This is a genomic window from Sulfitobacter sp. HI0027, from assembly GCF_001634775.1.
GTDB lineage: Bacteria > Pseudomonadota > Alphaproteobacteria > Rhodobacterales > Rhodobacteraceae > Sulfitobacter.
On record NZ_LWER01000183.1, the window covers coordinates 66156 to 92920 of the forward strand.

The window sequence follows — 26765 nt, forward strand, 5'->3', positions numbered from 1 at the left end:
CGATATGAAAAAGGGGGCCTGCGTGGCCCCCTTTTAGTTTGCATAAGCCGTTCAGAGCGTCTGCATCTCTTGCACCTTGCCATCGTGGCGCCCGGTCACTGCAGCCTCGGCCAAAACGGCGGCGACATCAGCGCGATGTGCCTTGCCTTTCTGATCGACACCTTCGCCGAGATTGATCGCATTGGTCTTGGGGTCATCGGTCAGCGCCACAGGCCGCAGGATCGAATGGGTCAACCCAGAGGCTTGCAGGTGCGCGTCTGCTGCCTGCTTCGCCTTCAGGTAATGGGTCATCTCATTGTCCTCCGGCGGATTGTCGGCACCGACAGAGCTCAGCATGACGAAACGCTCAACATCGGCCTCGCGCGCCAGATCGACCAGATGTTGCGCGCCCTCGCGGTCGACCTTCTCGGTCATCTCTGGCCCTGTGCTACCGCCAGACCCGGCAGCAAAGACCACCACATCGACGCCATCACAGACGCCCGCCTGCAGATTGGTCAAATCACCCTTCCGCTGCTCGGTGCCCTCAGGCAAAACCGACGTGTCTGAGCCGTCGCGCACCAGCGCGATGGGCTCGGCTCCTCGGTCTTTCAATTCACTGACGAGCAAACGCCCGGTTTTGCCGGTCGCACCGGCGACAAGTACTTTCATAGTCATCTAGAACCTCTTGCAATCTATCGTTCAAATCGGCGAGCGGCATGCAGCACCGCCCGCCCATTGCCATTTAGGACGGCAGAAAAATCGCCTTGGCGTTGACAAATTCGCTCATGCCAAAACCGCCATGTTCCCGTCCATAACCGGAGTTCTTGACCCCGCCGAAGGGCATGTTCGGATCCGCCAAACCAAAACCGTTGATCCGGATCATCCCGGTGTCAAACTCGGCTCGGGCCAACTCCAACGCGCGGTCTTCGTCTTTCGAGAAGATACCGCCGCCAAGACCATAGCGGCTGTCATTGGCAATGCGCATCGCATCTTCATCGTCCTTCGCGCGGATCACCGAGGCGACAGGGCCGAAGATTTCATCGTCATAGGCGGGCGAGCCGGGCTTCACATTGCCCAACACGGTCGATGGATAGTAGGCACCGGTACGATCAGGCACTTCGCCACCGCAGAGCAGTTCGCAGCCCTTTTCGACGCTTTCCTTAACCTGATCGCGCACGGTTTCGAACTGCTCTTGGCTCGACAGCGGGCCAAGGCCGGTGCTCTTGTCCATCGGGTCGCCCATCTCGATCGATTTCATCTGCTCGACAAAAGCTTTCACGAAGGCATCGTAGTTTTTGTCGGTCACGATAAAGCGCTTCGCCGAGATGCAGGTCTGGCCGTTGTTGTAAATCCGACCAGCAGCAGAGAATTTCACCGCCGTGTCGATATCCGCGTCATCCAACACGATGAAGGCATCGTTCGAGCCCAGCTCCAGCACCGATTTCTTGAGATGCTTTGCCGCCAGCGACCCAATGTGGCTGCCCGCCTTGTCAGAGCCTGTCATGGTCACGCCGCGCACCAGATCATGGGCGATCAGCTTGTCGCTGGTGTCATGGTCGATGATAACGACGTTAAACAGGTCTTTCGGCAGGCCCGCTTCTTCGCAAATTTCCTTAAGACGCAGCGCGCTGCCGGTACAAATCTGGGCATGTTTCAGGACGTTACCATTGCCTGCCATCAGGTTTGCCGCCAAAACGCGGACCGGCTGGTAAAAGGGGAAGTTCCAAGGCTGGACCGAATAGATCACGCCTATCGGCTGATAGGTCACCACGCCGTTTTTCTTGCCATCCATCAACTCGCGGGTCTCGTCCTTGAGCTTTTCCGGGCCCGCATCGGCGGTCCAGTCGAAGATCGCGGCGCAGAGGTCAACTTCGTCAAGGCTGTCTTGATAGAGCTTACCAACCTCGCGGGTCATCAACTCGGCCAGTTCCTCTTTATTATCGCGCAGCTTTTCGGCAATCTTTTTCAGATAGGGCGCGCGCTCATCATGGGAGAGCTTGCGCCAGTCCTTAAAGGCCTCATGCGTGGCTTCGACCGCGCGGATCGCCTCGGCTTCTGACATGACGTTGTAGGTGCTCAGTACCTCTTCGGTGGCGGGGTTTACCGTCTTGATCTCGGGCATTCTGTTCTCCTCTATGTCTCGCTGGGCAAACACCGCCCATCCCTTGCGCGTTCCATCACAGAACCTTGACCGGCAACTTCTGCGCAGGTGGTTTTGGCAAACCGCTTGCGCCGTCCCGCCGTGCTGTCATACACCGGGGCTGATAAAACAAAGGAGTGCTGCCCATGCGCCGCGTCGTCGTCACAGGGTTGGGAATTGTCTCATCCATCGGAAACAACGCCGAAGAAGTGCTTGCCGCGCTGAAGGACGGCACCTCCGGGATCGAAGCAAGCCCGGAGATGGCCGAACACGGGTTCCGCAGCCGCGTCGCCGGCACGCTCAAGATCAATCTGGCCGATCACATCGACAAGCGCACCCTGCGCTTCATGGGGCCGGGCGCGGGTTATGCCTATGTCGCCATGTCCCAAGCGATTGCGGATGCGGGTCTGGACGAAAGCCTGATCAGCAACCCGCGCACCGGTCTGGTGGCAGGCTCTGGCGGGCCGTCGACCAGCGCCATGTTCACCGCGCATAACATCGTGAAAGACACCGGGGCGACCAAGCGCATCGGGCCCTTTGCCGTGCCGAAATGCATGTCTTCGACCGTCAGCGCGAACCTCTCGACCGCCTTTAAGATCAAGGGCATTAACTATTCCATCACCTCCGCCTGCTCCACCTCGCTGCATTGCATCGGCAACGCGGCCGAGCAGATCATGCTGGGCAAGCAAGACGTGATGTTTGCCGGTGGCGGCGAAGAGTTGGACTGGACGCTGTCGTGCCTCTTTGACGCGATGGGCGCGATGTCCTCCAAATACAACGACGCGCCCGAAACAGCGAGCCGCGCTTTTGACGCGGACCGCGATGGTTTCGTGATCTCCGGCGGCGGCGGCATGCTCGTGCTTGAAGACCTCGACCACGCGCTGGCGCGCGGTGCGAAAATCTATGCCGAAGTGACCGGCTATGCCGCCACCAGCGACGGCCACGACATGGTTGCGCCCAGCGGTGAAGGCGGCGAGCGCGCGATGCGTCTGGCGCTTGAGACACTGCCTGAGGGCCGCAAGGTGGGCTACATCAACGCCCATGGCACCTCGACCCCCGTCGGCGACGTGGGTGAGATCGAAGCGGTGCGCCGGGTCTTCGGCAAAGGCAGCACGCCGCCGGTGAGTTCCACCAAGTCAATGACCGGTCACGCGCAGGGCGCGGCGGGCGCCTTGGAGGCGATCTTCTCGCTTCTGATGCTCGACAACGATTTCATCGCCCGGTCGATCAACGTGCAAAACCTCGATCCGGCGCTTGATCCGTCGGAAATCGCGCTGGCGCGGGTGGACAATGCGGGGCTCGATTCCGTGATGACCAACTCCTTCGGCTTTGGTGGCACCAATGGGTCGATGATCCTGTCGAAATACAAAGGCTGAGGGCGCGTTATGTCAGGATTGCTTGCAGGAAAACGCGGCCTCATCATGGGTGTGGCCAACGAACGCTCCATCGCTTGGGGCATCGCCAAGGCGATGGCCGAAGCCGGGGCCGAACTGGCCTTCACCTATCAGGGCGAAGCCTTTGGCAAGCGTCTTGAGCCGCTGACCCAGAGTGTCGGGTCGGACTTCATGGTCGATGTCGATGTGACCGATGACGCCTCGCTCGACCGCGCCTTTGATGAGCTGGGCGCGCGCTGGCCGACGATTGACTTCGTCGTGCATGCCATTGCTTTCTCGGACAAATCCGAGTTGACGGGGCGGTTCCTGAACACCAGCCGGGCGAACTTCAAGAACTCGATGGACATCTCGGCCTATTCCTTCATCGACGTGGCGCGCCGCGCGCATCCGTTGATGGTGGAGAATGGCGGCACGTTGATGACGTTGACCTACATGGGGTCGAACCGCGTGACGCCGAACTACAATGTGATGGGTGTGGCCAAGGCGGCGTTGGAAAGCGCCACGCGCTATCTGGCAAATGATCTGGGGCCTGAGGGGATCCGTGTGAACGCGATTTCGCCGGGGCCGATGAAGACGCTGGCGGGGGCTGCCATCGGTGGCGCGCGCAAGACGTATAAGCACACGGATCAGAACGCGCCGTTGCGGTCCAATGCGACGCTGGAAGCTGTGGGTGGCACGGCGGTCTATCTGGCGTCTGATGCGGGGGCTTGCACAACGGGCGAGATCATTCGCGTCGATGGCGGGTTCCACGTGTTGGGGATGCCGCAGGCGGATCATCTTTAAACACGCACTGAGGGCCATCGCCTGCCCGCGGGTCGGCGATGCAACGGCTGGACCTTGCCACTTTATGGTTCAGCCGTGACGTGACTTCGCCAAGTCGCGCCTAGCCTCACCAAATCGCCTGCCCGCCGGGACGGGCAGGCGATGGCCCGGCGCCTGCGGCTTGATTCCGTGCTCAGGTGGTAGGTTCTACCGCAGCACATCCGTCTGCCAGAGCCAAATTTTCATCCCACCATGCGCAATCGCCGGCCCCTGCGGCTTCCACGGCAGCCCTGTCGCCCGCGCCAAGGGCGGCTCTGACGTTACCAGCCCCACACGCCAACCGCGGAACCGCGTCTTCAGCGTCTCGCCCAGCGTCCCATACAAAGGATAAAGCAGCTTCTTATTCCCGATCCGCCCTCCGTAAGGCGGGTTCACGATCACCAGACCGGGTGATCCCTCGGGGGGCTGCACTTCCCCTGCCCCATGACAAGCAAAATGACACCACGCACCAACACCCGCACGCTCGGCGTTGGCCGTGCTCATCCGGATCGCGCCTGCGTCCCGATCCGAGCCGTAGAACCGCGCCGCAGGTTCGGCCACTGCCCCACCGCTAAGCATCTCTTCCCAAGCTCCAGCATCAAAACTCGCCAAGTCCTCAAAGGCAAAGCTCCGGCTGCGTCCCGGCTTCACCCCCGCCGCGATCTCCGCCGCTTCGATCAGAAACGTCCCTGAGCCGCACATCGGGTCGAGCACCGGTTCGCCCGGCACATAGCCGCAAGACCGCAGCATCAGCGCCGCCATATTCTCGCGCATCGGCGCCTTGCCTACGGCCTCTTTATGCCCGCGTTTGTGCAGCGCCTCGCCAGAGGTATCGAGGCTGAATTGCACCGCGTTGTCATGGATGCGCACCTTGAGCACCAGTGCTGCCTCGGAATCCACCGTGATCCCATGGCTTTCGCGCAGCGCCGTCTCGACCCGCTGCTGCGCCGCCCCGGCATGGTAAATCTTCGACGCCTTGCACGTCACCTGCACCTTCACCGGCACATCGGCACGCAGCACGTCACCAAAGGGAAACTTGCGGCAGCGCTTGTCCAACTGCGCCAGATGGAAGGCCATAAACCCGCCGATCCGCGCTAGCACCCGGCCCGCGCCGCGCAGCTCTAGGTTCGCGCGCCAGACCTCGGGCCAGCCGCCCTGAACCGTCACGCCGCCGGGCTGCGCCTGCGCTTCGACAAAACCTTTTTCCTGCGCCTCGGCGCAGAGCAAATCCTCAAGCCCGGGCGGGCAGACAAGGAAAATCTCGAATGTATCTGGGGTATCCATGCCCCCTGCATAAGCGCCTGCGCGCTGCGGTGCGAGGGGAAAAAGACGCGCATCGCGCCTTGTAGGCCCGCCGGAGAGACATCCCCCCGGCAGGCAGTGTCAGATCGCTTAGGCGATTTTGACCAGTTCGATGTCGAACTGCAGGTCTTTGCCTGCCAGCGGGTGGTTGGCGTCGAGGGTCACGGTGGTCTCGTCTACTTCCACCACGGTCACGGGCAGCGCCTGACCTTCGGGGGTCTGCATCTGCAACTGCGTACCGGGATCAAGCGGGATATCCGCCGGGATACCTTCGCGCGGCACCGACTGGCGCATCTCAGGGTTCACCGGGCCATAAGCTTCTTCGCTGGGCACCTGAACGACCTTCTTGTCGCCTTCGGCCATGCCGGGCAATGCGCTGTCGAGGCCGGGGATGATCTGACCCGAACCCACAACGAACTCCAACGGGTCACGACCCTCAGAGCTATCAAATGTGGTGCCGTCCTGCAGCGTGCCGGTATAGTGAATCTGTACTGTGTCGCCGGATTTGACCTCAGCCATTGTTGTCTCCAATTTGTCAGGGGAAAAAGGGAAGGAGGCCGCGTATCTGCGCGGGTGCTCCAAATTCCGCGACAGCATGAAGATTGTGATCCCGAGAGTAAACCCCCAGTCCTGGCCGATTGGGGAATTCGCCCCTTTCCGCCGCTGCGCCCCCGTGCCACTCTGCCGCGACACGGAAAGGGAGAGCCTGTCAGATGCCCATCACAACCTGCGTTTTCGACGCTTACGGAACCCTGTTCGACGTGGCCGCCGCCGCCCGCGAGGCCGCGCGGGAGCCCGCCTTTGCCGCCATCGCCGACACTTGGCCGCAACTGGCAGAATACTGGCGTCTCAAGCAGTTGCAGTATTCATGGCTGCGCGCCGTGACCGGGGCGCATGACGATTTCTGGCAGGTCACCCAAGATGGTCTGGACTGGTCGTTGGAGAAGATGGGCGTCGCTGACGACCCTGCCCTGCGCGAGCGCCTGTTGGCGCTTTATTGGGAGCTTCAGGCCTTTGCCGAAGTTCCCGCCATGCTGCGTGCGCTGCAAGACGGCGGCCTGAACACCGCGATCCTGTCGAACGGCTCACCCGCAATGTTGGACGGGGCGGTGCAATCTGCGGGAATCAGTGACCTTTTGGATGTGTCGCTCTCGGTCGAAAGTGTCGGTGTCTTCAAACCGCACGCTTCGGTCTATGATCTTGTCGGGCAGCACTACGGCTGCGCCAAAAACGAAGTGCTGTTCGTCTCCTCCAACGGCTGGGATGCCGCAGCAGCGACAGGCTATGGTTTTACCACCGCATGGGTAAACCGGGGCGGCGATCCGGTGGACCAGCTGCCATGGAAACCGGCGCATCAGCTGCGTGAGCTCAGCGGCATCCCTGCATTGGCGGGGCTTTGATGGCGCGGTTCACCACCTCCGACGGGCTGTCGCTTCACTACACGGACGAAGGCTCCGGCCTGCCGATCCTCTGCCTTGCGGGCCTCACCCGCACCGGCGCGGATTTCGACTACCTCGCCCCACATTTGGCCGATCACCGCCTGATCCGCATGGATTACCGGGGCCGAGGGCGTTCGGATTTCGACAAGAATTGGAAGAATTACACACTTCCAGTTGAATGCCGCGACGTGCTGGAACTGCTGGCGCATCTGGAGTTGGAGCAGGTCGCCATCATCGGCACCTCGCGCGGCGGGCTCAATGCCATGGGGCTGGCGATGATCGCCCATGACCACCTTCTGGGCGTGGCGCTGAATGATGTCGGGCCCGAGCTTGACGCCAAGGGCGTCGAGTTCATCATGGGCTATCTGGGCCGCAACCCCGCCGCCAAGACCTATGAAGAGGCCGCCGCCGCCATGGCCCGGGCCTTTCCCGAATTTCGCGGCGTGCCGGAAAGCCGTTGGCTGGAAGAGGTGCAGCGCCATTACACGGCGACCGAACACGGGCTGAAAATCACCTATGACCCGCATTTGCGCGATGCCATCGCCACAGCGGGGCAGCCGACGCCCGACCTCTGGCCGTTTTTCGACGCGCTCCAGGGCATGCCGCTCGCGGCGATCCGGGGGGCCAATTCGACCCTGCTCAGCCGCGAAACGCTGATGCAAATGCAGGCGCGGCGGCCGGATATGATCGTGGCCGAAGTGCCGGATCGCGGCCATGTGCCGTTTCTCGACGAACCCGAGGCGCGGGCCGCGCTCCACGAATGGATAGGACAACTGCAATGAATATCGACATGATCCGCGCCGCCGCCGCCCGCGCAGAGGGCCATGTGCGCCGCACGCCCCTGTTGAACTCGCCCTTTCTGGACGAAATCGCGGGCCGTCGCATTTGGGTCAAGCCAGAGTGCTTGCAACATACCGGCAGTTTCAAGTTTCGCGGTGCGTGGTCGGCGCTGTCATCGCTGGATCCTGACGCGCGGGCGAAGGGTGTCATCGCCTATTCCAGCGGCAACCACGCGCAGGGCGTGGCGCTGGCGTCGAAAATGCATGGTGCCCCCGCCGTGATCATCATGCCCAAAGACAGCCCGCGCCTGAAAATAGCCAACACCCGCGCCTATGGGGCCGAGGTCGTGCTCTATGACCGCGCGAATGAGAGCCGCGAAGAGATCGGCGCGCAACTGGCCGAAGAACGCGGCCTGACGCTGATCAAACCTTACGACAATCCGCAGGTGATCGCGGGCCAAGGCACCACGGGGCTGGAGATTGCGCAGCAGGCAGCCGAGGCGGGGATCAACTCTGCCGAAGTCATCGTCTGCTGCGGCGGCGGTGGCCTGACCTCGGGCATCGCCTTGGCGTTGGAGGCCGAGGCCCCCGGCTTTCGCGTGCGCCCGGCAGAGCCGGAAGGCTTTGACGATGCGGCCCGGTCGCTGGCTTCTGGCAAGATCGAGCAGAACCCGAGCGCCTTGGGATCAATCTGCGACGCCATCGTCACACCCGCGCCGGGCGAGCTGACCTTTCCGATCATGCAACGGCTTGTCGGGCCGGGGCTGGTGGTGAGCGACGACGAGGCGCTGCAGGCGATGGGCCATGCCTTCAACCGGCTGAAGGTCGTGGCCGAGCCGGGCGGTGCCGTGGCGCTGGCGGCGGCACTGTTCCGTGGGGCTGAGATTGAGGGCGACGGTGTGATCGTCACCATCTCTGGCGGGAATGTGGATGCGGATATGTTCGCGCGGGCGCTGCAGACGTTGGGGTAAAGACAAGGGCAGCGCCGGCCTAGGGGGCATTTTTGATCTGTCCCGCCTTTGACCTTCGCCCCACGCGCGATATGCTGACCACCACCGCCGCTCACAGGAGACCACCCATGCAGATATTCGACACAGGTGACGTCCAACTTCACTACCGCGTCGATGGCCCCGAAGACGGCGCGCCTGTGGTCTTTGCCAATTCGCTCGGCACCGATATGCGCCTGTGGGATCCCATTCTGCCACTACTCGCCCCCGGTCTGCGCATCATCCGTTTTGATAAACGCGGCCATGGCCTCTCATCCTGCCCGCCCGCGCCCTATTCGATGGGGTCGCTCATTACCGATACCGAACGGCTGCTCGATCACCTGCAGGTGCGCAACTGCGTCTTCGTCGGGCTCTCGATCGGCGGCATGATCGCGCAGGGGCAGGCGGTGAAACGGCTCGACCTGATCCGCGCGCTGGTGCTGAGCAACACCGCCACCAAGATCGGCAACCGCGACATCTGGGACACGCGCATCGGCGCCGTGGAACAGGGCGGCATCGAAAGCCTTGCCGATGCGGTGATGGAGCGCTGGTTCTCCCCACAATTCCGCGCCACGCCGGAAATGGCGCTCTGGCGCAACATGCTCACCCGCCAGCCGGACGCGGGCTATGCGGGCTGTTCGGCGGCGATCTCGCACAGCGATTTCATGACCCCCACCTCCGGCCTGCGCCTGCCCGCGCTCGGCATCGCAGGGTCGGAAGACGGCTCCACCCCGCCCGATCTGGTGCGCGAGTTGATCGACCTGATCCCGGCCTCGAAATTTAAACTGATCCGCCGCGCGGGGCACCTGCCCTGTGTGGAGCAGCCGCAGGAATACGCTGATACGCTAAACGATTTTCTTGCCAGTGTCGGGCATATCCCGAAGGCACAGGGCTGAGCGTGGCGGCAGGTGTCTCTGGCGGCAAGCGGGCCATGCGCCCGCAACGCCTGCCGCATTCGCGCCCTATCGCGACGTCCACCCTTGCCTTCGCCCCCTGCGCGGACCAGATCTGACCGAATGCCGCTGCCACTGATCTTTATCCTTGTGACGGTGATGATCGATGCCATGGGCGTCGGTCTGATCCTGCCCGTGATGCCCGACCTGATCCGCGAAGTGCGCGGCGGGGGGCTGAGTGATGCGGCCCTTTGGGGCGGCGTGCTGGCCACGGGATTTGCCGCGATGCAATTCCTCTTCGGCCCGGTTCTGGGCGGGCTGTCCGACCGTTTTGGCCGCCGTCCGGTCTTGCTGCTGGCGCTGGTCGTGATGACGGTTGATTACGGCGTCATGGCCCTGGCGGGCAGTGTCTGGCTGCTGCTGATCGGGCGGCTGGTGGGCGGTGTAACGGCGGCAACCCACGCCACGGCCTCGGCCTATATGGCCGACATCTCTCCGGCGCAGGACCGCGCGGCGCGTTTCGGGCTGATCGGCGCGGCCTTTGGCGCGGGCTTTGTTCTGGGGCCGCTGATGGGCGGCATCTTGGGCGAATATGGCACCCGCGCGCCGTTTTGGGCGGCAGCGGTGCTGGCGGCGGGCAATGCGGCCCTCGGCTGGGCCGTGCTGCGCGAAACCCTGCCCCAGACGCAGCGCCGCGCCTTTGACTGGCGACGGGCCAATCCGCTAGGTGCGCTGCGTGCCCTTGGCTGCCTGCCCGAGATCGGCAGGCTTCTGGCGGTCTATTTTATCTACCACGTGGGTTTTGCCGCCTATCCGGCGGTTTGGGCCTATTTCGGGGTCGAGCGGTTTGGCTGGTCCCCTACGATGATCGGCCTGTCGCTGGGTCTTTTTGGCGTGCTGATGGCCCTTGTCCAAGGTGCGCTGATCGGACCCGTGATCCGCCGCTTGGGCGCGCGCGCCACGGTGATCTTGGGCCATGTCTTTGCCCTTGCCGCCTTTGCTGCGCTGACCGTGCTGACCTCAGGCACTTGGGCGCTGATCATGACCCCGCTTGCCGCCCTTGCCGGGGTCATCCCGCCGGCGCTTCAAGGCATCATGTCCGCCCGCGTCAGCGCCGATGCCCAAGGCGAGCTGCACGGCGCGCTCAGTTCCTCCACCGCGCTGGCGATGATCCTCTCGCCACTGACGATGACGGCGGTCTTTGCCTATTTCACGGCGCCTGACACCGCGCTTTACCTGCCCGGCGCGCCCTTCCTGCTGGCGCTGTTTCTGACCCTCGGCGGGCTGGTGCTCTTTGCCAGCCGCCCTCCCCTCACGTCACAAACCGGCACTTCGCCGCATTAGGCCCATTCCCCGCCTTGCGCCACCGGCCCTTCCGCGTCAGGCTGGCGAAAACCAAGTGAAAGGGACAGGCCATTGCAAACCATCAAAGCCGCCGTCTGCCATGCCTTTGACAGCCCGCTGAGCGTCGAAGACATCCGCCTGCAGGCACCGCAATCGGGCGAGGTCGAAGTGACTTTGGATGCCGTGGCGATCTGCCATTCCGACATCCTGTTTGCCGAAGGCGGCTGGGGCGGCACCCTGCCCGCCGTCTATGGGCACGAGGCCGCAGGCCGGGTCAGCGCCGTGGGGCCGAATGTACAGGGGCTGGTCGAGGGCGACAGCGTGGTGGTCACCCTGATCCGCGCCTGCGGCAGCTGCCCCAACTGCGCCTCGGGTCAGCCGACGATCTGCGAAACACCGCAGGCGCCCGAAGGGCCGCTTCAGACCGCAGAGGGGGCGCCGCTTTTTCAAGCCATGAACACCGGCGGTTTCGCCGAAAAAGTGGTGGTCGATCGCTCGCAGGCCGTGAAAATCTCGCATGACATCCCCAAAGACGCCGCCTGTCTGATCGCCTGCGGCGTGATCACCGGCGTGGGTGCCGTGGTCAATGCAGCGGGCCTGCGCGCAGGCCAAGATGTGGTGGTGATCGGCGCGGGCGGGGTCGGCCTTAATGCCATCCAAGGGGCGCGCATCGCGGGCGCACGGCGGATCGTGGCGGTGGACATGACCGAAGAAAAGCTCGCCATCGCCCGCGAATTCGGCGCGACCGACACCGTGCTCGCGACCGAGGAAAAACCGTGGCGCGCGGCCTCCAAGGCCATGGGGCGCGGGGCGGATGCCGTGATCGTCACCGTGGGGGCGATCCCCGCCTATGAAACCGCGCCGCGCTACCTTGCGGCCGGGGGCCGGGTGATCATGGTCGGCATGCCCCACAGCGGAGCCGAGGCCAGCTATGAGCCGGTGGTCCTTGCCGCCTTGGGGCAAGGCATGGTCGGCTCCAAAATGGGCGACGTGGTGATCCAGCGCGATATCCCGTGGATGGTTGACCTTTACCTTCAGGGCCGCTTGCAACTCGACAGCCTGATCTCCGGGCGCTGGCGGCTGGATCAGATCAACGAGGCGATTGCCGACACCAAGACCGGCGCTGCGAAACGCAACGTGATTATCTTCGACCGCACCTAGGCGGACCCAGAACCGGCTCAGCTTTCGGGTAGATCGCCGATCAGCAGGGCGCGGAAATCATTCACATTGGTCCCAGTGGGGCCGGTGTGAAACAGGGCGTCTACCGCCGCAAACGCACCGTAGGCATCGTTGTGTTGCAAGGCGCGGCGTGGGTCCACCCCTGCCGCGCGCATCGCGCCCGCCGTGCCCGGCGCGACGAATGCGCCCGCGTTATCCTCTGACCCGTCGATGCCGTCGGTGTCCGCCGCCAAGGCGGTAATACCTTCTTGCCCGTCGAGCGCCAGCGCCAAGGACAGCGCGAATTCACTGTTGCGCCCGCCGCGCCCCTTGTGGCGGAGGGTGACCGTCGTCTCTCCGCCTGAGAGCAGGACCAGCGGCGCGGGATGCGGGAAACCACTCTCTTGCGCCTGCCGGGCGAGCGCGGCATGCACCAGCGCCACCTCGCGCGCCTCGCCTTCGATCGCGTCCGACAGTATCCATGCGGTGACCCCCCGCGCCTGTGCCGCCTTGGCTGCCGCGGTGAGGGACAGACCCGCAGAGGCAATAACATGCGTGGCCGTCTTGCTGGGCGCGTCTTGCGCAGGCTGCTGCGCGGCCTCTTGCAGAAAAGCCATGCAACGGGGCGGCAGTTCCAGCCCCCGCGCGGCTACCTCCTGCAAAACCTCCGCCGCGGCCCGCCGCCCCGGCACCGTAGGGCCAGAGGCCACGGCCCCCGGATCATCCCCCGGCACATCCGAGACAACAAGGCTCACCACCTGCGCGGGATAGGCCAGTTCCGCCAGGCGCCCGCCGTTCACCGTGCTAAACTGCTTGCGGATGTCATTCATCACGGAGATCGGTGCACCTGAGGCCAGAAGCGCGGAATTCAACGCCTGCAAATCCTCCAGCGTCAGCCCCTCGGGTGGGGCGGGCAAAAGCGATGACCCGCCGCCGCAGATTAGCGCGATCACTTGATCCTCCGGCCCCAGCCCGCGCAGCGCATCCTGCAAGGCGCGGGCGGCCTCGATCCCGGCCTGATCTGGCACCGGATGGGCGGCCTCCAACACCTTGATGCGCTGGCAGGGCGCGCCATAGCCATAGCGGGTGACCACGACACCGTCATAGGGATGCGGCCAAAGCGCCTCGAACGCCTGCGCCAATTGCGCCGCCCCTTTGCCTGCGCCGATCACCACCGTTCGGCCCTTGGGGGGCGGCGGCAGCCTGTCTTTCAAGATCAGCCGCGGATCGGCGGCGGCGACGGCGGTGTCGAACAGGTTGGCCAAGAACTGGCGTTTCGGATCATTGAGGTTGGACATAGGGCACTCCGGCTGCTGTGGCGATCATGGCGGCCCGCTGCCTGCTGTCAATCCGGCAGGGGGCGATCGTGCTGCACAAACAGACAGTTGCGCGCACCCATCAGGCCAAAATCGGGGTCATTGCACAGGCCCAAGGGCAGCGCCGCGCGCCATTTGCTGTGCCGCCCGCCCGCGTTGAAGGCAGCGAGGAAGGCCTCATCCAACATCCAAGGGTTCTGCTGCGCCACGCCCCCCGTGATGAAAACCCCACCGCGCGCGCCCAAGACCAAACCCAAGTCCCCCGCGACCCCGCCGAGGTATCGCGCCATCAAGACCACCGCCCGGCAGGCACTCGTGTCCTCCCCAGCCTTGGCCGCGGCAAAGATCGCCGCCGCCCCCTCCAGATGCGCCGCCTCGCCGCGGGCGGTTGCGATGGCGCGGTACCAATAGGGGATGCCGGTGCCCGACAGGATCGCCTCGGCCTCTACCGCAAGCGCGTCGCCCATCTGGACCTCGGGCCAAAGCGCGATCAGGGCTTCAAAATAGGCCACTTCCTCCGCGCTATGAGGGGTCAGCCGCAGATGCCCGCCTTCGCCCGGCACCGCCGTGGGCCGCGCCCCTTGCCAGACCAAAGACCCCACGCCCAAGCCCGTTCCCGGCCCGACAATCACCCGCGCGCCCGGTTGCGGCGCAGGGCCGCCCTGAAGAAAGCTCACCTTTGCCGCGTCCAGCGTGGCCAAGGACCAGGCCGCCGCCTCGAAATCATTGAGCAGCAGTACCTTGCCGGGCGCCACATCGCAGGCCCGGGCCAGATCATCGCGCGAGATGCTGCGCGCGGCGTTGGTCATGCGCACCTGCCCGTCGACAACCACCCCGGCCACCGCCATCGCGACCCCCTCGGGCGCGCCGCGCATCTCGCTACAAAGCGCCGCACAGGCGTCTGGCAATGTGGTCAGCCCATCGGTGCGATGCGTGCAGCGCCGCACCACCGCGCCTGCCGGGTCCACCGCCGCAAGCCGCAGGTTGGTGCCGCCAATGTCCCCTACAAGATACCACATATGTCTGCCCCAATTCCCTTGTTACCGGTGCAAGATGGCCCGCCCGCGCGACCAAGGCAAACAACAAAAAACCCGGAAGCAAAGGCTTCCGGGTCTTGGCGGTCAACGCAGTTGGCTGGGGGTCAATCGGGTGCGACAGGCACGGTCGCCGTATCATCGCCCTCAATCGCGGTGCCCTCGTCGACGATGACCTCGTCTTCGGTGCCGGGGGCGGTGGCGACTTCCTCGCCCGTCCAAAAGACAATGATGCCGATGCCAAAGATCACGACAATCGCCATTCCGATCAGCGGCCATTTGTGACGGCTTTCCTGCTTTTTCAGATTTGTGTCTGGTGGACTCATGATCCGCTCCCTTTCGCTGGCTTCGGGCTATGCCGCGCAACACCACGCCGCGCGCGGCCCTTGTTAGGGGGCAAACCCGGCAGGCCGCGGCAAAGTTCCCGGAAGCTGGAAGGTTTCACAAAAGCGCCGTCAACTCTGCCATGGCACGCCGGTAGCCCGCCACGATCCGGTCACGCTGCCGGTGCCGCCCGCCCGTCACCGCATGCCGGCCCGCTGACCACAGATCCGTCACAACATGATCCTTCGCGGCAAAGACCAGACCGTCGAGCAGTTGCGCGGGCCGCAGCGCACAAAGTGCCGGGTCTTGGCTGTCGATCGCCATCAGATCGGCCCATGCGCCCACTGCAATCTCGCCCGCTCCCCGGCCAAGCGCCTGCGCACCGCCGCGCGCGGCCCCGGTATACAGCGTCTCCCCGACCGAGCCTTCGCCCGGCACCATCACGTTGCGCGCCAGATCGCGCAGGCGTTGGGAATACTCCAAAGTGCGCAACTCTTCGGTCAATGAGATCAGCACGTTGGAATCCGACCCAATGCCAAACCGCCCCCCGGCAGCAAGGTACCCCGGCCCGTTGAACGGCCCATCCCCCAAATTCGCCTCTGTCACCGAGCAGAGCCCCGCCACCGCGCCGGTCCGGGCCAAGGCCGCCGTCTCTGCTTCGGTCATATGGGTCGCATGGATCAGGCACCAGTTCTCGGTCACCTCAGCGTTCGCCAGCAACCAGTCTACCGGCCGCGCGCCGAGCCAGTCCGAGACGTCTGCGACTTCCTTGGGCTGTTCGGCGATGTGGATATGAGTCGACACCTCGGGATGCGCGGCCAGCACCTCGGCCAGTTCCGCCGGGGCTGTGGCGCGCAGCGAATGCGGCGCGATGCCCACACGGCAGTCTGGGGGGAGATCATCCACCGCCCGTTTCGCCCGCTCCACCAGCGCATTGAACTGCGCCACCCCATTGCCAAAACGCGCCTGCCCCGCGTGCAAGGGCACCTGCCCCGCGCCGCCGTAGGTATAGAGCACCGGCAAATGCGTTAGCCCGATCCCCGTCTCCGCCGCCGCCGCCACGATCCGGGCCGAAAGCTCACCCAGATCATCATAGGGCGTGCCGTCGGGCTGGTGATGCAGGTAATGAAACTCGCCCACGCTGGCAAAACCCGCCTCTTGCATCTCAAGGAAAACAAAAGCGGTGATGGCCTCAATATGCGCGGGCGTGAGATGGGCGGTGAAGCGATACATCAGATCGCGCCACGTCCAGAAACTGTCTTTGCCAGCCATGCGCGCCTCGGTCATCCCGGCCATGGCGCGTTGAAAGCTGTGGCTGTGCAGGTTGGCCAGCGCAGGCAGCAGGGTATCGACGCGGCTGTCGTCAGGATGCGGCGTTTGTCCGGTCTGCACCGCCGTGATGCGGCCCTTTGCCACCGTAATCCGAACGTCCCGCGCCCAGCCCTGCGGCAGTCTTGCGTGTTTTGCGAAAATCATTTGACGGCCTTTCGGTTTTTTATGTATAGACATATAACAATTAAAACCGCGTTAGAAAAGTAAAACCTCAGGAGGGGGCGATAGAGATGGAAGAGCACGACCGAGTTTTGATCGACCTCACCGCCGCGACCTTGGACGGCGCAGAACCCTATGGAATGATTGAGAATGCAGCGATTGCGATTGCCGGAAGCCAGATCGCATGGGTCGGCCCGCGCCTTGACCTGCCACGGGCCTACCGCCACCAGCCGACAGAATCACTGGGCCACCGCCTCGTCACCCCCGGTCTGATCGACTGCCACACCCATATCGTCCACGGCGGCGACCGCGCGCGCGAGTTTGAGATGCGCCTTGAAGGAGCCACCTACGAAGAAGTCGCCCGCGCCGGGGGCGGCATCGTCTCAACCGTCACCGCCACCCGCGCCGCCAGTGATGCCGATCTGCTGGCGGATGCCCTGCGCCGCGTCGATGTGTTGATCGCCGAAGGCGTCACGGGGATCGAGATCAAATCCGGTTACGGTCTGGATATCGACACCGAGCTGCGCATGCTCCGCACCGCACGCGCCGTGGGCGGGCAGCGCCCGATCCGGGTGCGGACGACCTTCCTCGGCGCGCACGCCGTGCCAGCCGAATACGCAGGCCGCGCTGACGCCTATATCGACGAAGTCTGCATCCCCGCCCTACGCGCCGCCCATGCCGAGGGGCTGGTCGATGCGGTCGATGGATTCTGCGAGGGCATCGCCTTTCAGCCTGCCCAGATCGCGCGGGTCTTTGACGTAGCGCGGGAATTGGGGCTGCCGGTGAAACTCCATGCCGAGCAACTGTCGAACTTAGGCGGCGCGAAACTCGCAGCCTCCTATGGCGCGCTCTCGGCGGATCATATCGAATACCTCGACGCGGACGGCGTGAAAGCGATGGCCAAGGCGGGCACCGTTGCCGTCATCCTCCCCGGTGCGTTCTATACCCTGCGCGAAACCCAAGCGCCCCCGATTGACCTGCTGCGCAAACACAGAGTGCCGATGGCGCTGGCGACGGATATCAACCCCGGATCGTCGCCGCTGAACTCCCTGCTGCTGACGCTCAACATGGGCTGCACCCTGTTCCGCATGACCCCCGAAGAGGCGCTGCGCGGCGCCACGCAGCACGCCGCCCGCGCGCTTGGGCTGGGCGGCTGCGGCATGATCCGCCCCGGCCTGCGCGCCGACCTCGCCGTTTGGGATATCAAACACCCTGCCGAGCTTGCCTATCGCATCGGCTTCAACCCGCTTCACTCTCGCATTTTCGGAGGCCAACCGTGACCACCCTGACCCTCACCCCCGGCGCGGCCACCTTGGACGATCTGGCCCGCATCTACCGCGAAGAGGCCGCGGTAAAGCTTGACCCCGCCTGCCGCCCAGCGATTGAACTGGCCCACGCGCGCATTGCCAAAGCGGTGGCGGGCGCGGATGCCGTCTACGGCGTGAACACCGGTTTCGGCAAGCTCGCCTCGGTCAAGATCGCCTCAGATGACACGGCCACCCTGCAACGCAACCTGATCCTGTCGCATTGCTGCGGCGTCGGCCCGGCGATCCCGCGCGGCCATGCGCGGCTCTTGATGGCGCTCAAACTGCTGAGCCTTGGGCGCGGCGCCTCAGGCGTGCGGCTTGAGGTCGTCGATCTGATCGAAGCCATGCTGGAGCGTGGCGTGACCCCGGTGATCCCGGCGCAAGGATCGGTCGGTGCCTCAGGCGATCTGGCCCCCTTGGCCCATATGGCCGCCGCGATGATGGGCCACGGCGAGGCGGAGTTCGAGGGCCGCGTCATGCCGGGCGGCGCAGCACTGGCCGCCGCTGGTCTCACCCCGCTGGAGTTCGGCCCGAAAGAAGGGCTGGCCTTGATCAACGGCACGCAGTTTTCGACCGCCTTCGCGCTGGCGGGGCTGTTTGACGCATGGCGGGCGGCAAACTCGGCGTTGGTGATCTCGGCCCTGTCGACGGACGCGATCATGGGCTCCACCGCGCCCCTACAACCGGAGATCCATGCCCTACGCGGACATCGCGGCCAGATCGAAGCGGGCGAGACGATGCGTGCCCTGCTCAACGGCTCGGAAATCCGCGAGAGCCACGTGGTGAATGACGCCCGCGTGCAAGACCCCTACTGCATCCGCTGCCAGCCGCAGGTGACCGGGGCCGCGATGGATGTGCTGCGCATGGCCGCCCGCACGCTTGAGGTCGAAGCCAACGCCGCCACCGACAACCCGCTGGTGCTGGTCGGCGCGGACCTGATCGTTTCAGGCGGGAATTTCCATGCCGAACCGGTGGGTTTTGCCGCCGATATGATCGCACTGGCCGTGGCCGAAATCGGAGCCATCGCGCAGCGCCGCGTGGCGTTGATCGTGGACCCGGTGCTCAGCTTCAACCTGCCGCCCTTCCTCACGCCAAACCCCGGCCTCAACAGCGGCTATATGATCGCCGAAGTCACCACCGCCGCGCTGATGAGCGAGAACAAACACCTCGCCAATCCTTGCGTCACCGACAGCACGCCGACTTCGGCCAACCAAGAGGACCACGTTAGCATGGCCGCCCATGGCGCGCGGCGGTTGGGGCAGATGATCGAGAACCTCAACCGTATCTTGGGGGTCGAGCTGCTCTGCGCGGCACAAGGCATCGACTTCCGCGCGCCGCTGGCCTCCAGCGAGACCCTGCAGCGGGTGGTGACACGGGTGCGCAAGGATGTCGCGACGCTGGATGAGGACCGTTACCTCGCCCCCGATCTGGAACGGGCCGCGCGGATGGTGGCCGAGGGCGAGATCACCCGCGCCGCTGCCCTCGACATGCCGGAGCTTTCCGCGTGACCCCCGTAGAGATCACCCGCGGCGACAGCCCCATCGTGCTTGGCCTGCCGCATACCGGCACCGATCTGCCCGACACGGTGCGCCGCGATCTGAACCCGCGCGGGCGCGAACTGGCGGACACCGACTGGCATATTCATCGACTTTACCAAGGGTTGCTGCCCGGCGCGACCACCGTGCGCGCGACCTTCCACCGCTATGTGATCGACGCCAACCGCGACCCTTCGGGCGCATCGCTCTACCCCGGTCAGAACACCACCGGGCTGGTGCCGCTGACGGATTTCGATGGCCAAGACATTTGGACCACCCCGCCCGACGAAGCCGAAGTTGAGGCCCGCCGCCAAGCATTCCACGCGCCCTATCACGCGGCGCTCGAGGCGGAACTGGCCCGCGTGCGCGACCTGCACGGGGTCGCGATCCTCTATGACTGTCACTCCATCCGCTCGCTGATCCCCTTCCTCTTTGACGGCCCCTTGCCCGATTTCAACATCGGCACGAACCTCGGCACCACCTGCGCGCCTGAGATCGAAGCCGCCGTCGCGGATATCTGCGCCGCCGCCCCCGGCTATACCTCTGTCATCAACGGGCGCTTCAAAGGCGGCTGGACCACCCGGCACTATGGCCGCCCCGCCGAAGGGCTTCACGCAATCCAGATGGAACTGGCGCAGAGCAGCTACCTCGACACAGAAGCCCCACCTTGGCCCTATGACCCCGACAAAGCCGCGCGGCTGCGCGGGCACCTGACGGACATCCTGACAACTCTGGCCGTCCTGGCCCCTACCCTGAAAGGCACATCATGAGCGATCCGCGCAAGAACACCCGTGACGTCTATCCCGCGACAGGCACCGAGCTTTCGGCCAAAAGCTGGCTCACCGAAGCGCCCCTGCGGATGCTGATGAACAACCTGCACCCAGACGTGGCCGAGAACCCGCATGAGCTGGTCGTCTATGGTGGCATCGGCCGTGCGGCACGGACGTGGAAGGACTATGACCAAATCGTCGCCTCGCTCCGCGCGCTCGAAGACGACCAAACGCTGCTGGTGCAATCGGGCAAGCCTGTCGGTGTATTCAAGACCCACAAAGACGCCCCGCGCGTGCTGATCGCCAACTCCAACCTCGTGCCGCATTGGGCGAATTGGGACCACTTCAACGAGCTCGATAAAAAGGGTCTGGCGATGTACGGCCAGATGACCGCAGGCTCGTGGATCTACATCGGCTCCCAAGGCATCGTGCAGGGCACCTATGAGACATTTGTCGAGGCGGGCCGCCAGCATTATGGCGGCGATCTGACCGGCAAATGGATCCTCACCGGCGGGCTTGGCGGCATGGGCGGCGCGCAGCCCTTGGCGGCTGTCATGGCCGGGGCCTGCTGTCTGGCGGTCGAGTGCAACCCCGACAGCATCGATTTCCGCCTGCGCACCCGCTACGTCGACGAAAAGACCGACAGCCTTGATGAGGCGCTGGCGATGATCGACCGCTGGACCGCAGCGGGCGAGGCGAAATCCGTGGCCCTCCTGGGCAATGCCGCCGATGTCTTCCCCGAACTGGTGAAACGCGGGGTCCGCCCAGATATCGTGACCGACCAGACCTCGGCCCATGACCCGGTAAACGGCTATCTGCCGCAGGGCTGGACGATGGGCGAATGGCGCGAGAAACGCGAGAGCGATCCCAAAGCGGTTGAAAAAGCCGCCCGCGCCTCGATGAAGGTGCAGGTCAAGGCGATGGTCGATTTCCATGCCGCGGGCATCCCCACGGTCGACTATGGCAACAACATCCGCCAGATGGCGCTGGAAGAAGGGTTAGACAACGCCTTTGATTTCCCCGGCTTTGTCCCCGCCTACATTCGTCCGCTGTTCTGCCGGGGCGTGGGGCCGTTCCGCTGGGCGGCGCTGTCAGGCGATCCGGAGGATATTTACAAGACCGATGCCAAGGTGAAAGAAATCCTCTCCGAAGTTACGCACCTGCACAACTGGCTCGACATGGCCCGCGAGCGTATTTCCTTCCAAGGTCTGCCCGCACGGATCTGCTGGGTGGGTCTGGGTGTGCGCCACAGGCTGGGGCTGGCCTTCAATGAGATGGTCCGAAATGGCGAGCTGAGCGCGCCGGTGGTGATTGGCCGCGACCATCTCGACAGCGGGTCCGTCGCCTCGCCCAACCGCGAGACGGAGGCGATGAGGGACGGTTCTGACGCTGTGTCGGATTGGCCGCTGCTGAATGCGCTTTTGAACACCGCCTCAGGGGCCACTTGGGTGTCGCTGCACCACGGTGGCGGGGTCGGCATGGGATTCTCGCAGCACTCCGGCATGGTGATCTGTTGTGACGGATCCGAGGACGCTGACCGCCGTATCGAACGGGTGCTGTGGAACGATCCGGCGACGGGTGTGATGCGCCATGCGGATGCGGGCTATGACGAGGCGCTCGATTGCGCGCGCGAACATGGACTGAACCTGCCGGGCATCCTTTGAACGCCATGTGCCGCTGCCCTCGGGCGGCGGCACATCAATAACGGGTCGTCAGACGGTGACCGGGGCGATGGGACAGCCGCACATAGGTCACCGCCTGCCCCTCCCACCATGTCGACCGCTCAACCGTGAAAACCGGATTACCCAGGGCGCAGGCGAGATACTCGCTCAGCCGCTGATCTGCCAAACCGGCGGAGAGGCTGATTTCCACATCCGAAAAGGGTATCGCCGAGATCAGCCATTCGTTCGGCCCCACCGCTGCGAAATCCTCCTCCCGCGCCTGCGGCAGGGTCGCAAGGTTGATCCAGCGGTCTTCATATTGATAGGGATCGCCATCGGCGTAATGCATACAGACCAGATGCAGCGCCTCGCTGCCTGCGGTCAGTTTCAGGCGCGCGCGGAGCCAGTCCGGCGCAGGCTCGACCGCGTGGCTCACCAGCGAATAGCGATAATCAGCGCCCTTCTCTTCGATCTCGGCCCGGACCAGCGGAATGTCGAAGCGCGCCTGCCGTACCGGGGCCATCCGCACCCGTGTCCCGGCCTTGCGGCGGCGCTCGATAAACCCCTCGTCGGCCAATTCGCGCATGGCGCGGTTGACCGTCGCGCGGGCGCAGCCATAGGTCTCGGCCAAATCGACCTCATTGGGCACAAGACTGCCCAGAGGCCATTCGCCCTTGGTGATCTTTGACAGGATGTCGGTTTTCACATCCCGGTAGGTGACTTTCATAAGAACGGCCCTGCTGGGTTCATGACTATTTTATCAAGCATTACACTAGATCAATCGTCAGCCCAAGCGCCCCCGCGCGCCCCGCCCGGAGAGAAACCGCCTGAGCGCGGGCGCGGGTCTTGCCTCGCCCCGCGTTTGCTGGAAAATTACGCGCCACCTGCCCCCTCACCCAGAAAGGCCGCCCATGCGCGTTCAGCCCCCGAAAATCCGCACCGCCGCCCTGATGCTTGGCCTTGGCCTGCTCGCCGCCTGCGGTGCGAAACAGACCGAGGTGGTCACGGTTCAGGGGGATGAGTTGGAGTGTATGGCGCGGGCGATGTATTTCGAATCCAACCGCTCCAGCCGCGACGGGATGGTCGCCGTGGGCACGGTGGTGCTGAACCGCGTCCATTCCGAAGCCTTCCCCGATACGGTCTGCGGGGTGGTCGGCCAGCGCAATCAGTTCGCTCCGGGCGTGATGACGAAACCGATGAGTGACCGCGGGGCCCCATTGGCCCGCGCCACGGCGCTGGCGGTGCTTCAAGGTGAGCGGCACCCCAAGGTCACCCGCGCGAAATTCTTCCACGCCGCGTGGTACAATGCCAATTACAACAACATGCATTACGTGGTGACCGCAGGCGGCAATGCCTTTTACGAAAAGCGCCGTCCGGCCCTTGTGACCACGCCCAACCCGCTGCCGCCGCTCGAAGGGATCACCCCGCTCTGAGCGTCACAGAACCCCGCGCGCGAGCAGGATCAGCACCAGATAACGCCCGCCTTTGGCAAGGGTGACAATCAGCAAGAAGCGCCAGAGCGGTTCGCGCATCATGCCCGCGGCCAAGGTTAGCGGATCGCCGATGATCGGCACCCAACTGGCCAGCAGGCTCCAATAGCCCCAGCGTTGATACCAGCCAGAGGCCCGCGCCATCTGCCGCGCCGAGAAGGGAAACCAGCGGTGATCGGCAAAATGGCTGAGGTAGCGCCCGAGCAGCCAGTTCAGCACCGAGCCCAGCACATTCCCCAGCGTCGCCACAAGCCACAACAGCGCCGTGGCATGGGCACCCGACCACATCAGCCCTAAAAGCACCGCTTCGGATTGCGCGGGGACCAGCGTCGCCGCCAGCAGGGCCGCGAAGAACAGGCTCAGCAGGGCCAGCATGTCAGCGGCGAAGGACAGGGAAGGCGAAGAGTTCGGGCATGCCGCGTCAGTAATGACGCCGTGGCGTCAGGGCAAGCCGCAGCCGCGCCTTAGGCGTTCCGCGCCGCACTTGAGCAGCCGCGCGGCCTACTTCGTCAGGATCAATTTCCCTGCCCGCGTGATGCGCAGCGTATAGGTCTGGCCATCCAGCACGATATTGGCCGTCGAGCCATTGGGCACCAAGGCACGCGCATCATGCACGGCGTCTTCGACCGGTTGGCCTGCGGGCGAGGGATCGGGCAGCTTTTGCATCAGGCTCATCCTGCGTCCCCCATCTGGCGGGCGCGTTGCAGATCAATTAGGTGCTCAAGGCCAAAGCCGTCGCAGGGCGCGGTATCGTTGCTGCCAAGCGCGATATCGCGCCAGCTGTTGTTGGATTGAGTCTGTAGCCGGGCATGGGCCATTGGCTCGGGCGTGGTCACGGGTGTCCTCACGGGGGCGGGCTCCTTTCCATTGACATCCGGGCTTCCGACGCGCGGTGGCTTGGACAGTTTCGGCGTAAAGTCGTTCATACCCCGGCCAAAATACCGGGCTCTTACAACGGCTACTTAATCCGATTATTTTAGTCAAGTATAGAAAGGCCCGGCCTGCCCCGCGTCAGACCGCTTCGATTTGCTGAATGGTCTGAAAGCCCTCGAACCGTGGCGCGCCTTCGTGCAGCTTGCGGGTTTGCCCCGCCCGCGCATGCGCTGCGCGGAAGGCGTCACTGGTGGTCCACGCCCGAAAATGCGCTTCGCTTTCCCAAATGGTGTGCGAGGCATAGAGGATCGTCCCTTCCTCTTCCGGCCCCTTGAGCATGTGGAAGGACACGAACCCCTCCGTCTCGTTCAGATGGCTTTCGCGGTTCAGCCAAAGCTCTTCGAATGCGGCGGCATTCTCGGGCAGTACGGTGAAACGGTTCATGGCAAGGTACATGGGCGGGTCCTTCAATTCTTGGTCAGGGCGTTACAGGGGTCTTCGCGCTTGGTGGGCGGGATCAGGCGGGTCTCGTCAAATGGCATCTCTGTCTGTGTTTCGACAAAGCCGATGGCATGGGTCGTGACCTCGGGGGCCGCTTGCGCGATCAGCGCGGGAATGCCCCAATCGGTGCGGGCATGGCCGTTGCCGGTGATCACGGCCACGGGCGGGCCATAGGTCTCAAGCGCTTCGAGCGCCGCGCGCGCGAATGTGGCGTCGCGGTAGCGTTGCACGGCGACCATGCCCCCCATCATGTCGCGCGGCATGGCCCGGCAATGAGCGGCGAACTGCACCTCGATGCGGGCCGCCTGCTGATCGTCGGGCAGCGGTTGATCAAGGCCAAAGCGCGCCGCTTCCGGCCCGAAAAGCGCGGCTGCGCCCTCAAGATACACACTGCGCACCGCCTCGCGGGGGGCGGCGGCACCGATGATCCGCGCCTCGCCCAAAGCATCGAAGATCGGCGCGTAGATGTCGAAATCCTGCCAACCACTTGCCGCCCAAGCCTGCGCGATCTGGCTGCGATCGGCATCGGCTTTTGCCCCCTGCGCGGCAGTTAGCATCTCGAACACCACGGCAGCGGGGCGCAGCGTCTCCAGCGCGGCGGCCTGTTCGAGATGGGCATGGGGGTTGTCATGCACCTCCCCCAAGATCACGATCTCGGCGGAGGTGTCGGCACCCGCGGGCAGCGCGAGCCAGAGTAGCAAAGCGGCGCTGCGGGTCTTACCGCTCACGATTTGCGCTCATCCGCGTCGGTTTTCACTTCGGGATCGTTATAGTCGTTGGGGTCAAAATCGTCGGGGTCAAAGGGGTCTTCGTCTTCGGCGATGCCGCTGACATGGGTGGTGCCGCTTTCCTCATCGAAAACCAGCCCATAGTTCGCCTTGCCCTCGCTTTTGTAGCGCCGGAATTCGTGGATGCCTGCGTAGACAAAAACCAATGTGATCGGCAACAGAATCAAAAATGCGATAATCTGGGCGTCCATAAACGCGCTCCTTTAGATGCTTGTCGGGGGCCTGTATCACCGAAGGGGGCGCGGCTGGGTGGCACTGCGCGACCGGTGATCCGGCCAAAGATAGTACGGTCCGCCGCGCGAGGCTGCGCGGTCTGACCCAATGCGGCCCTATCCGAACCGCCCTGTAAGAGAAAGCATTAATCCGGGGGCTTTGTTCCGCAAGCTCTATTCGGCTGGCCCTTGTTTTATTGAAGTTGGCTGGCCCTCGCGCCGCACATTCCCCAACCTGCGCACTGCCCCGCGCGGGGGCAGCCGCGCCGTCCAACCGCCTATAAAGCAAGCACAAACGCCCACACCTGGGCAGCCGTTCCCGAAAAAGCCACGCGTTACAAAAGCTTCGTCAAACTTAAACATTCGTGACATTCACCGCTGCGATAGCTCGCCCCGCAAACCCCGGGGGACTTATGCTCGTCATTTCTGAACTGACCAAAACATTCGGCGCGAACACAGCGGTAGCCCGCGCCAACCTGCAGGTCGACAAGCCGCAGATGATCGGGATCATCGGCCGCTCCGGCGCGGGGAAGTCCACGCTGCTGCGGATGTTAAACCGGCTGACCGATTCCTCTTCGGGGCAGATCCTGTTCCAAGGGCGCGATGTGACCGCCCTGCGCGGCGCCGCCCGGCGCGGCTGGCAGGCGGAATGCGCAATGATCTTTCAGCAGTTCAACCTCGTCCCGCGGATGGATGTGGTATCGAACGTGCTGCACGGCACGCTCAACCGCCGCTCGACGCTGAGCAGCATCTTCAACCTCTACCCCGATGCCGACATCACCCGCGCGATTGAGATCCTCGACCGTCTGGGCATCGCGCAGCACGCGCCGAAACGGGCCGAGGCGCTTTCCGGCGGGCAGCAACAGCGCGTCGCCATCGCCCGCGCCCTGATGCAAGACCCGCAGATCATTCTGGCCGATGAACCCATTGCCAGCCTCGACCCGATGAACGCACAGGTGGTGATGCAATCGCTGCGCCGCATCCACGAGGAAGATGGCCGCATGGTCATCGCCAACCTTCACACGCTGGATACCGCGCGCCGCTACTGCGACCGCGTGGTGGGGATGCGCGACGGCAAGATCGTCTTTGACGGCACGCCCGAGCAGCTGACCACCAGCATGGCCCGCGAAATCTACGGCGCAGACAGCAGCTTTTCCGAAGCCGCCACCTCAACCGAGATCGAAACGCTGGACAAGGTGCCAGCCTGACACGACCCGCCCCAAGGGGCATATTTTCAAACTGGAGACG

General features: G+C 64.3%; 29 protein-coding genes. 14 read left to right on the forward strand and 15 right to left on the reverse strand.

The features are described from left to right. Positions 1-51: 51 nt before the first annotated feature. Positions 52-654, reverse strand: coding sequence for an SDR family oxidoreductase (locus tag A3722_RS11740; RefSeq protein WP_443068610.1), 603 nt, complete (start codon positions 652-654; stop codon positions 52-54). Between the two features lie 67 nt (positions 655-721). Further along, complete coding sequence (locus A3722_RS11745) at positions 722-2101, reverse strand: NAD-dependent succinate-semialdehyde dehydrogenase (protein WP_067627314.1); 1380 nt, start codon at positions 2099-2101, stop codon at positions 722-724. 164 nt (positions 2102-2265) lie between these two features. On the opposite strand from A3722_RS11745, the gene fabB reads away from it, so the two are divergent. Then, positions 2266-3495, forward strand: a complete 1230-nt coding sequence (gene fabB, locus A3722_RS11750; RefSeq protein WP_067627316.1) for a beta-ketoacyl-ACP synthase I — start codon at positions 2266-2268, stop codon at positions 3493-3495. Between the two features lie 9 nt (positions 3496-3504). Then, positions 3505-4296 (forward strand): enoyl-ACP reductase FabI, encoded by a 792-nt coding sequence (locus tag A3722_RS11755; RefSeq protein WP_067916143.1) that lies wholly within the window; start codon positions 3505-3507, stop codon positions 4294-4296. A 186-nt stretch (positions 4297-4482) separates the two neighbouring features. On the opposite strand, the gene A3722_RS11760 is transcribed toward A3722_RS11755, so the two are convergent. Both A3722_RS11760 and A3722_RS11765 read right to left on the reverse strand, forming a co-directional pair. Further along, positions 4483-5598, reverse strand: coding sequence for a THUMP domain-containing class I SAM-dependent RNA methyltransferase (locus A3722_RS11760; RefSeq protein WP_067624555.1), 1116 nt, complete (start codon positions 5596-5598; stop codon positions 4483-4485). A 108-nt stretch (positions 5599-5706) separates the two neighbouring features. Further along, positions 5707-6135, reverse strand: a complete 429-nt coding sequence (locus A3722_RS11765; protein ID WP_007120820.1) for an FKBP-type peptidyl-prolyl cis-trans isomerase — start codon at positions 6133-6135, stop codon at positions 5707-5709. A gap of 194 nt (positions 6136-6329) precedes the next feature. Between A3722_RS11765 and A3722_RS11770 the strand changes: the two genes are divergently transcribed. From A3722_RS11770 to A3722_RS11795, 6 genes are all read left to right on the forward strand, one after another. Beyond that, positions 6330-7016 carry a haloacid dehalogenase type II gene (locus A3722_RS11770; protein ID WP_067624552.1) on the forward strand — a complete coding sequence of 229 codons (687 nt, stop codon included), beginning with the start codon at positions 6330-6332 and terminating at the stop codon, positions 7014-7016. Continuing rightward, entirely contained in the window at positions 7016-7837 is an 822-nt protein-coding gene (locus tag A3722_RS11775; RefSeq protein WP_067624549.1) for an alpha/beta fold hydrolase, read from the forward strand. The genes A3722_RS11770 and A3722_RS11775 overlap by 1 nt, the downstream gene beginning before the upstream one ends. Beyond that, positions 7834-8805 (forward strand): threonine ammonia-lyase, encoded by a 972-nt coding sequence (locus tag A3722_RS11780; protein WP_067624546.1) that lies wholly within the window; start codon positions 7834-7836, stop codon positions 8803-8805. Before A3722_RS11775 ends, A3722_RS11780 begins: the two co-directional genes overlap by 4 nt. A gap of 107 nt (positions 8806-8912) precedes the next feature. Next, positions 8913-9716, forward strand: coding sequence for a 3-oxoadipate enol-lactonase (pcaD, locus tag A3722_RS11785; RefSeq protein ID WP_067624543.1), 804 nt, complete (start codon positions 8913-8915; stop codon positions 9714-9716). A gap of 120 nt (positions 9717-9836) precedes the next feature. Next, a complete protein-coding gene (locus A3722_RS11790; RefSeq protein WP_067916145.1) occupies positions 9837-11057 on the forward strand; it encodes a TCR/Tet family MFS transporter in 1221 nt (406 codons plus the stop codon). 72 nt (positions 11058-11129) lie between these two features. Continuing rightward, on the forward strand, positions 11130-12218 hold the full coding sequence (locus A3722_RS11795) for a Zn-dependent alcohol dehydrogenase (protein ID WP_067627049.1): 1089 nt from the start codon (positions 11130-11132) through the stop codon (positions 12216-12218). Between the two features lie 17 nt (positions 12219-12235). Here the strand turns inward: A3722_RS11795 and A3722_RS11800 are convergent, their stop codons facing one another. The 4 genes from A3722_RS11800 to A3722_RS11815 all read right to left on the reverse strand — a co-directional run bounded on the left by A3722_RS11800 (position 12236) and on the right by A3722_RS11815 (position 16365). After that, a complete protein-coding gene (locus A3722_RS11800; protein WP_067916147.1) occupies positions 12236-13513 on the reverse strand; it encodes a glycerate kinase type-2 family protein in 1278 nt (425 codons plus the stop codon). A gap of 47 nt (positions 13514-13560) precedes the next feature. Then, positions 13561-14550 (reverse strand): glucokinase, encoded by a 990-nt coding sequence (locus A3722_RS11805; protein WP_067628507.1) that lies wholly within the window; start codon positions 14548-14550, stop codon positions 13561-13563. Between the two features lie 122 nt (positions 14551-14672). Then, complete coding sequence (locus tag A3722_RS11810; protein WP_067628509.1) at positions 14673-14891, reverse strand: hypothetical protein; 219 nt, start codon at positions 14889-14891, stop codon at positions 14673-14675. Between the two features lie 115 nt (positions 14892-15006). After that, positions 15007-16365: a formimidoylglutamate deiminase gene (locus A3722_RS11815; RefSeq protein WP_082849465.1), complete on the reverse strand. Its 1359-nt coding sequence runs from the start codon at positions 16363-16365 to the stop codon at positions 15007-15009. An 86-nt stretch (positions 16366-16451) separates the two neighbouring features. On the opposite strand from A3722_RS11815, the gene hutI reads away from it, so the two are divergent. From hutI to hutU, 4 genes are read left to right on the forward strand one after another with little or no spacing between them, the layout of a single operon-like run. Next, positions 16452-17660 (forward strand): imidazolonepropionase, encoded by a 1209-nt coding sequence (gene hutI / locus A3722_RS11820; protein WP_067628515.1) that lies wholly within the window; start codon positions 16452-16454, stop codon positions 17658-17660. Beyond that, the gene (gene hutH, locus A3722_RS11825; RefSeq protein ID WP_067628518.1) at positions 17657-19195 is read left to right on the forward strand and encodes a histidine ammonia-lyase; all 1539 of its coding nucleotides are present in this window, start codon (positions 17657-17659) and stop codon (positions 19193-19195) included. The genes hutI and hutH overlap by 4 nt, the downstream gene beginning before the upstream one ends. Next, a complete protein-coding gene (gene hutG, locus A3722_RS11830; RefSeq protein WP_067628520.1) occupies positions 19192-19992 on the forward strand; it encodes an N-formylglutamate deformylase in 801 nt (266 codons plus the stop codon). Before hutH ends, hutG begins: the two co-directional genes overlap by 4 nt. Next, the gene (gene hutU / locus A3722_RS11835) at positions 19989-21656 is read left to right on the forward strand and encodes a urocanate hydratase (protein ID WP_067628522.1); all 1668 of its coding nucleotides are present in this window, start codon (positions 19989-19991) and stop codon (positions 21654-21656) included. The genes hutG and hutU overlap by 4 nt, the downstream gene beginning before the upstream one ends. Positions 21657-21690: 34 nt before the next feature. Here hutU and A3722_RS11840 read toward each other — a convergent pair whose 3' ends face one another. After that, the gene (locus tag A3722_RS11840) at positions 21691-22380 is read right to left on the reverse strand and encodes a UTRA domain-containing protein (protein WP_067628524.1); all 690 of its coding nucleotides are present in this window, start codon (positions 22378-22380) and stop codon (positions 21691-21693) included. Positions 22381-22564: 184 nt separating this feature from the next. Between A3722_RS11840 and A3722_RS11845 the strand changes: the two genes are divergently transcribed. Continuing rightward, positions 22565-23086, forward strand: a complete 522-nt coding sequence (locus tag A3722_RS11845; protein ID WP_067916149.1) for a cell wall hydrolase — start codon at positions 22565-22567, stop codon at positions 23084-23086. A 3-nt stretch (positions 23087-23089) separates the two neighbouring features. Here A3722_RS11845 and A3722_RS11850 read toward each other — a convergent pair whose 3' ends face one another. The 6 genes from A3722_RS11850 to A3722_RS11865 form a co-directional block, all read right to left on the reverse strand. Continuing rightward, positions 23090-23518, reverse strand: a complete 429-nt coding sequence (locus tag A3722_RS11850) for a YqaA family protein (RefSeq protein ID WP_067623302.1) — start codon at positions 23516-23518, stop codon at positions 23090-23092. A 126-nt stretch (positions 23519-23644) separates the two neighbouring features. Further along, positions 23645-23809, reverse strand: coding sequence for a hemin uptake protein HemP (locus A3722_RS23300; RefSeq protein WP_082849466.1), 165 nt, complete (start codon positions 23807-23809; stop codon positions 23645-23647). Between the two features lie 5 nt (positions 23810-23814). Beyond that, a complete protein-coding gene (locus A3722_RS24300; protein WP_161487453.1) occupies positions 23815-23991 on the reverse strand; it encodes a hypothetical protein in 177 nt (58 codons plus the stop codon). Between the two features lie 163 nt (positions 23992-24154). After that, on the reverse strand, positions 24155-24472 hold the full coding sequence (locus tag A3722_RS11855) for an antibiotic biosynthesis monooxygenase family protein (protein ID WP_067623295.1): 318 nt from the start codon (positions 24470-24472) through the stop codon (positions 24155-24157). A gap of 11 nt (positions 24473-24483) precedes the next feature. After that, entirely contained in the window at positions 24484-25245 is a 762-nt protein-coding gene (locus tag A3722_RS11860; RefSeq protein WP_201722022.1) for a ChaN family lipoprotein, read from the reverse strand. Next, positions 25242-25496 carry a hypothetical protein gene (locus A3722_RS11865; protein WP_067623293.1) on the reverse strand — a complete coding sequence of 85 codons (255 nt, stop codon included), beginning with the start codon at positions 25494-25496 and terminating at the stop codon, positions 25242-25244. Before A3722_RS11865 ends, A3722_RS11860 begins: the two co-directional genes overlap by 4 nt. A gap of 434 nt (positions 25497-25930) precedes the next feature. Here A3722_RS11865 and phnC point away from each other — a divergent pair, with 434 nt between their 5' ends. Next, positions 25931-26725, forward strand: a complete 795-nt coding sequence (phnC, locus tag A3722_RS11870; protein WP_067623287.1) for a phosphonate ABC transporter ATP-binding protein — start codon at positions 25931-25933, stop codon at positions 26723-26725. Positions 26726-26765 lie beyond the last annotated feature (40 nt).

Coding starts and splice junctions, on each gene's coding strand:
- A3722_RS23300 (WP_082849466.1), bottom strand. CDS start 23,809: ATGCAAAAGCTGCCCGATCCCTCGCCCGCAGGCCAACCGGTCGAAGAC.
- A3722_RS11765 (WP_007120820.1), bottom strand. CDS start 6,135: ATGGCTGAGGTCAAATCCGGCGACACAGTACAGATTCACTATACCGGC.
- A3722_RS11865 (WP_067623293.1), bottom strand. CDS start 25,496: ATGGACGCCCAGATTATCGCATTTTTGATTCTGTTGCCGATCACATTG.
- A3722_RS11840 (WP_067628524.1), bottom strand. CDS start 22,380: ATGAAAGTCACCTACCGGGATGTGAAAACCGACATCCTGTCAAAGATC.
- A3722_RS11780 (WP_067624546.1), top strand. CDS start 7,834: ATGAATATCGACATGATCCGCGCCGCCGCCGCCCGCGCAGAGGGCCAT.
- A3722_RS11755 (WP_067916143.1), top strand. CDS start 3,505: ATGTCAGGATTGCTTGCAGGAAAACGCGGCCTCATCATGGGTGTGGCC.
- A3722_RS11790 (WP_067916145.1), top strand. CDS start 9,837: ATGCCGCTGCCACTGATCTTTATCCTTGTGACGGTGATGATCGATGCC.
- phnC (WP_067623287.1), top strand. CDS start 25,931: ATGCTCGTCATTTCTGAACTGACCAAAACATTCGGCGCGAACACAGCG.
- A3722_RS11760 (WP_067624555.1), bottom strand. CDS start 5,598: ATGGATACCCCAGATACATTCGAGATTTTCCTTGTCTGCCCGCCCGGG.
- A3722_RS11775 (WP_067624549.1), top strand. CDS start 7,016: ATGGCGCGGTTCACCACCTCCGACGGGCTGTCGCTTCACTACACGGAC.
- A3722_RS11770 (WP_067624552.1), top strand. CDS start 6,330: ATGCCCATCACAACCTGCGTTTTCGACGCTTACGGAACCCTGTTCGAC.
- A3722_RS11800 (WP_067916147.1), bottom strand. CDS start 13,513: ATGTCCAACCTCAATGATCCGAAACGCCAGTTCTTGGCCAACCTGTTC.
- A3722_RS11850 (WP_067623302.1), bottom strand. CDS start 23,518: ATGCTGGCCCTGCTGAGCCTGTTCTTCGCGGCCCTGCTGGCGGCGACG.
- pcaD (WP_067624543.1), top strand. CDS start 8,913: ATGCAGATATTCGACACAGGTGACGTCCAACTTCACTACCGCGTCGAT.
- A3722_RS11740 (WP_443068610.1), bottom strand. CDS start 654: ATGACTATGAAAGTACTTGTCGCCGGTGCGACCGGCAAAACCGGGCGT.
- hutI (WP_067628515.1), top strand. CDS start 16,452: ATGGAAGAGCACGACCGAGTTTTGATCGACCTCACCGCCGCGACCTTG.
- A3722_RS11805 (WP_067628507.1), bottom strand. CDS start 14,550: ATGTGGTATCTTGTAGGGGACATTGGCGGCACCAACCTGCGGCTTGCG.
- hutU (WP_067628522.1), top strand. CDS start 19,989: ATGAGCGATCCGCGCAAGAACACCCGTGACGTCTATCCCGCGACAGGC.
- A3722_RS11845 (WP_067916149.1), top strand. CDS start 22,565: ATGCGCGTTCAGCCCCCGAAAATCCGCACCGCCGCCCTGATGCTTGGC.
- A3722_RS11745 (WP_067627314.1), bottom strand. CDS start 2,101: ATGCCCGAGATCAAGACGGTAAACCCCGCCACCGAAGAGGTACTGAGC.
- A3722_RS11815 (WP_082849465.1), bottom strand. CDS start 16,365: ATGATTTTCGCAAAACACGCAAGACTGCCGCAGGGCTGGGCGCGGGAC.
- A3722_RS11855 (WP_067623295.1), bottom strand. CDS start 24,472: ATGTACCTTGCCATGAACCGTTTCACCGTACTGCCCGAGAATGCCGCC.
- fabB (WP_067627316.1), top strand. CDS start 2,266: ATGCGCCGCGTCGTCGTCACAGGGTTGGGAATTGTCTCATCCATCGGA.
- A3722_RS11810 (WP_067628509.1), bottom strand. CDS start 14,891: ATGAGTCCACCAGACACAAATCTGAAAAAGCAGGAAAGCCGTCACAAA.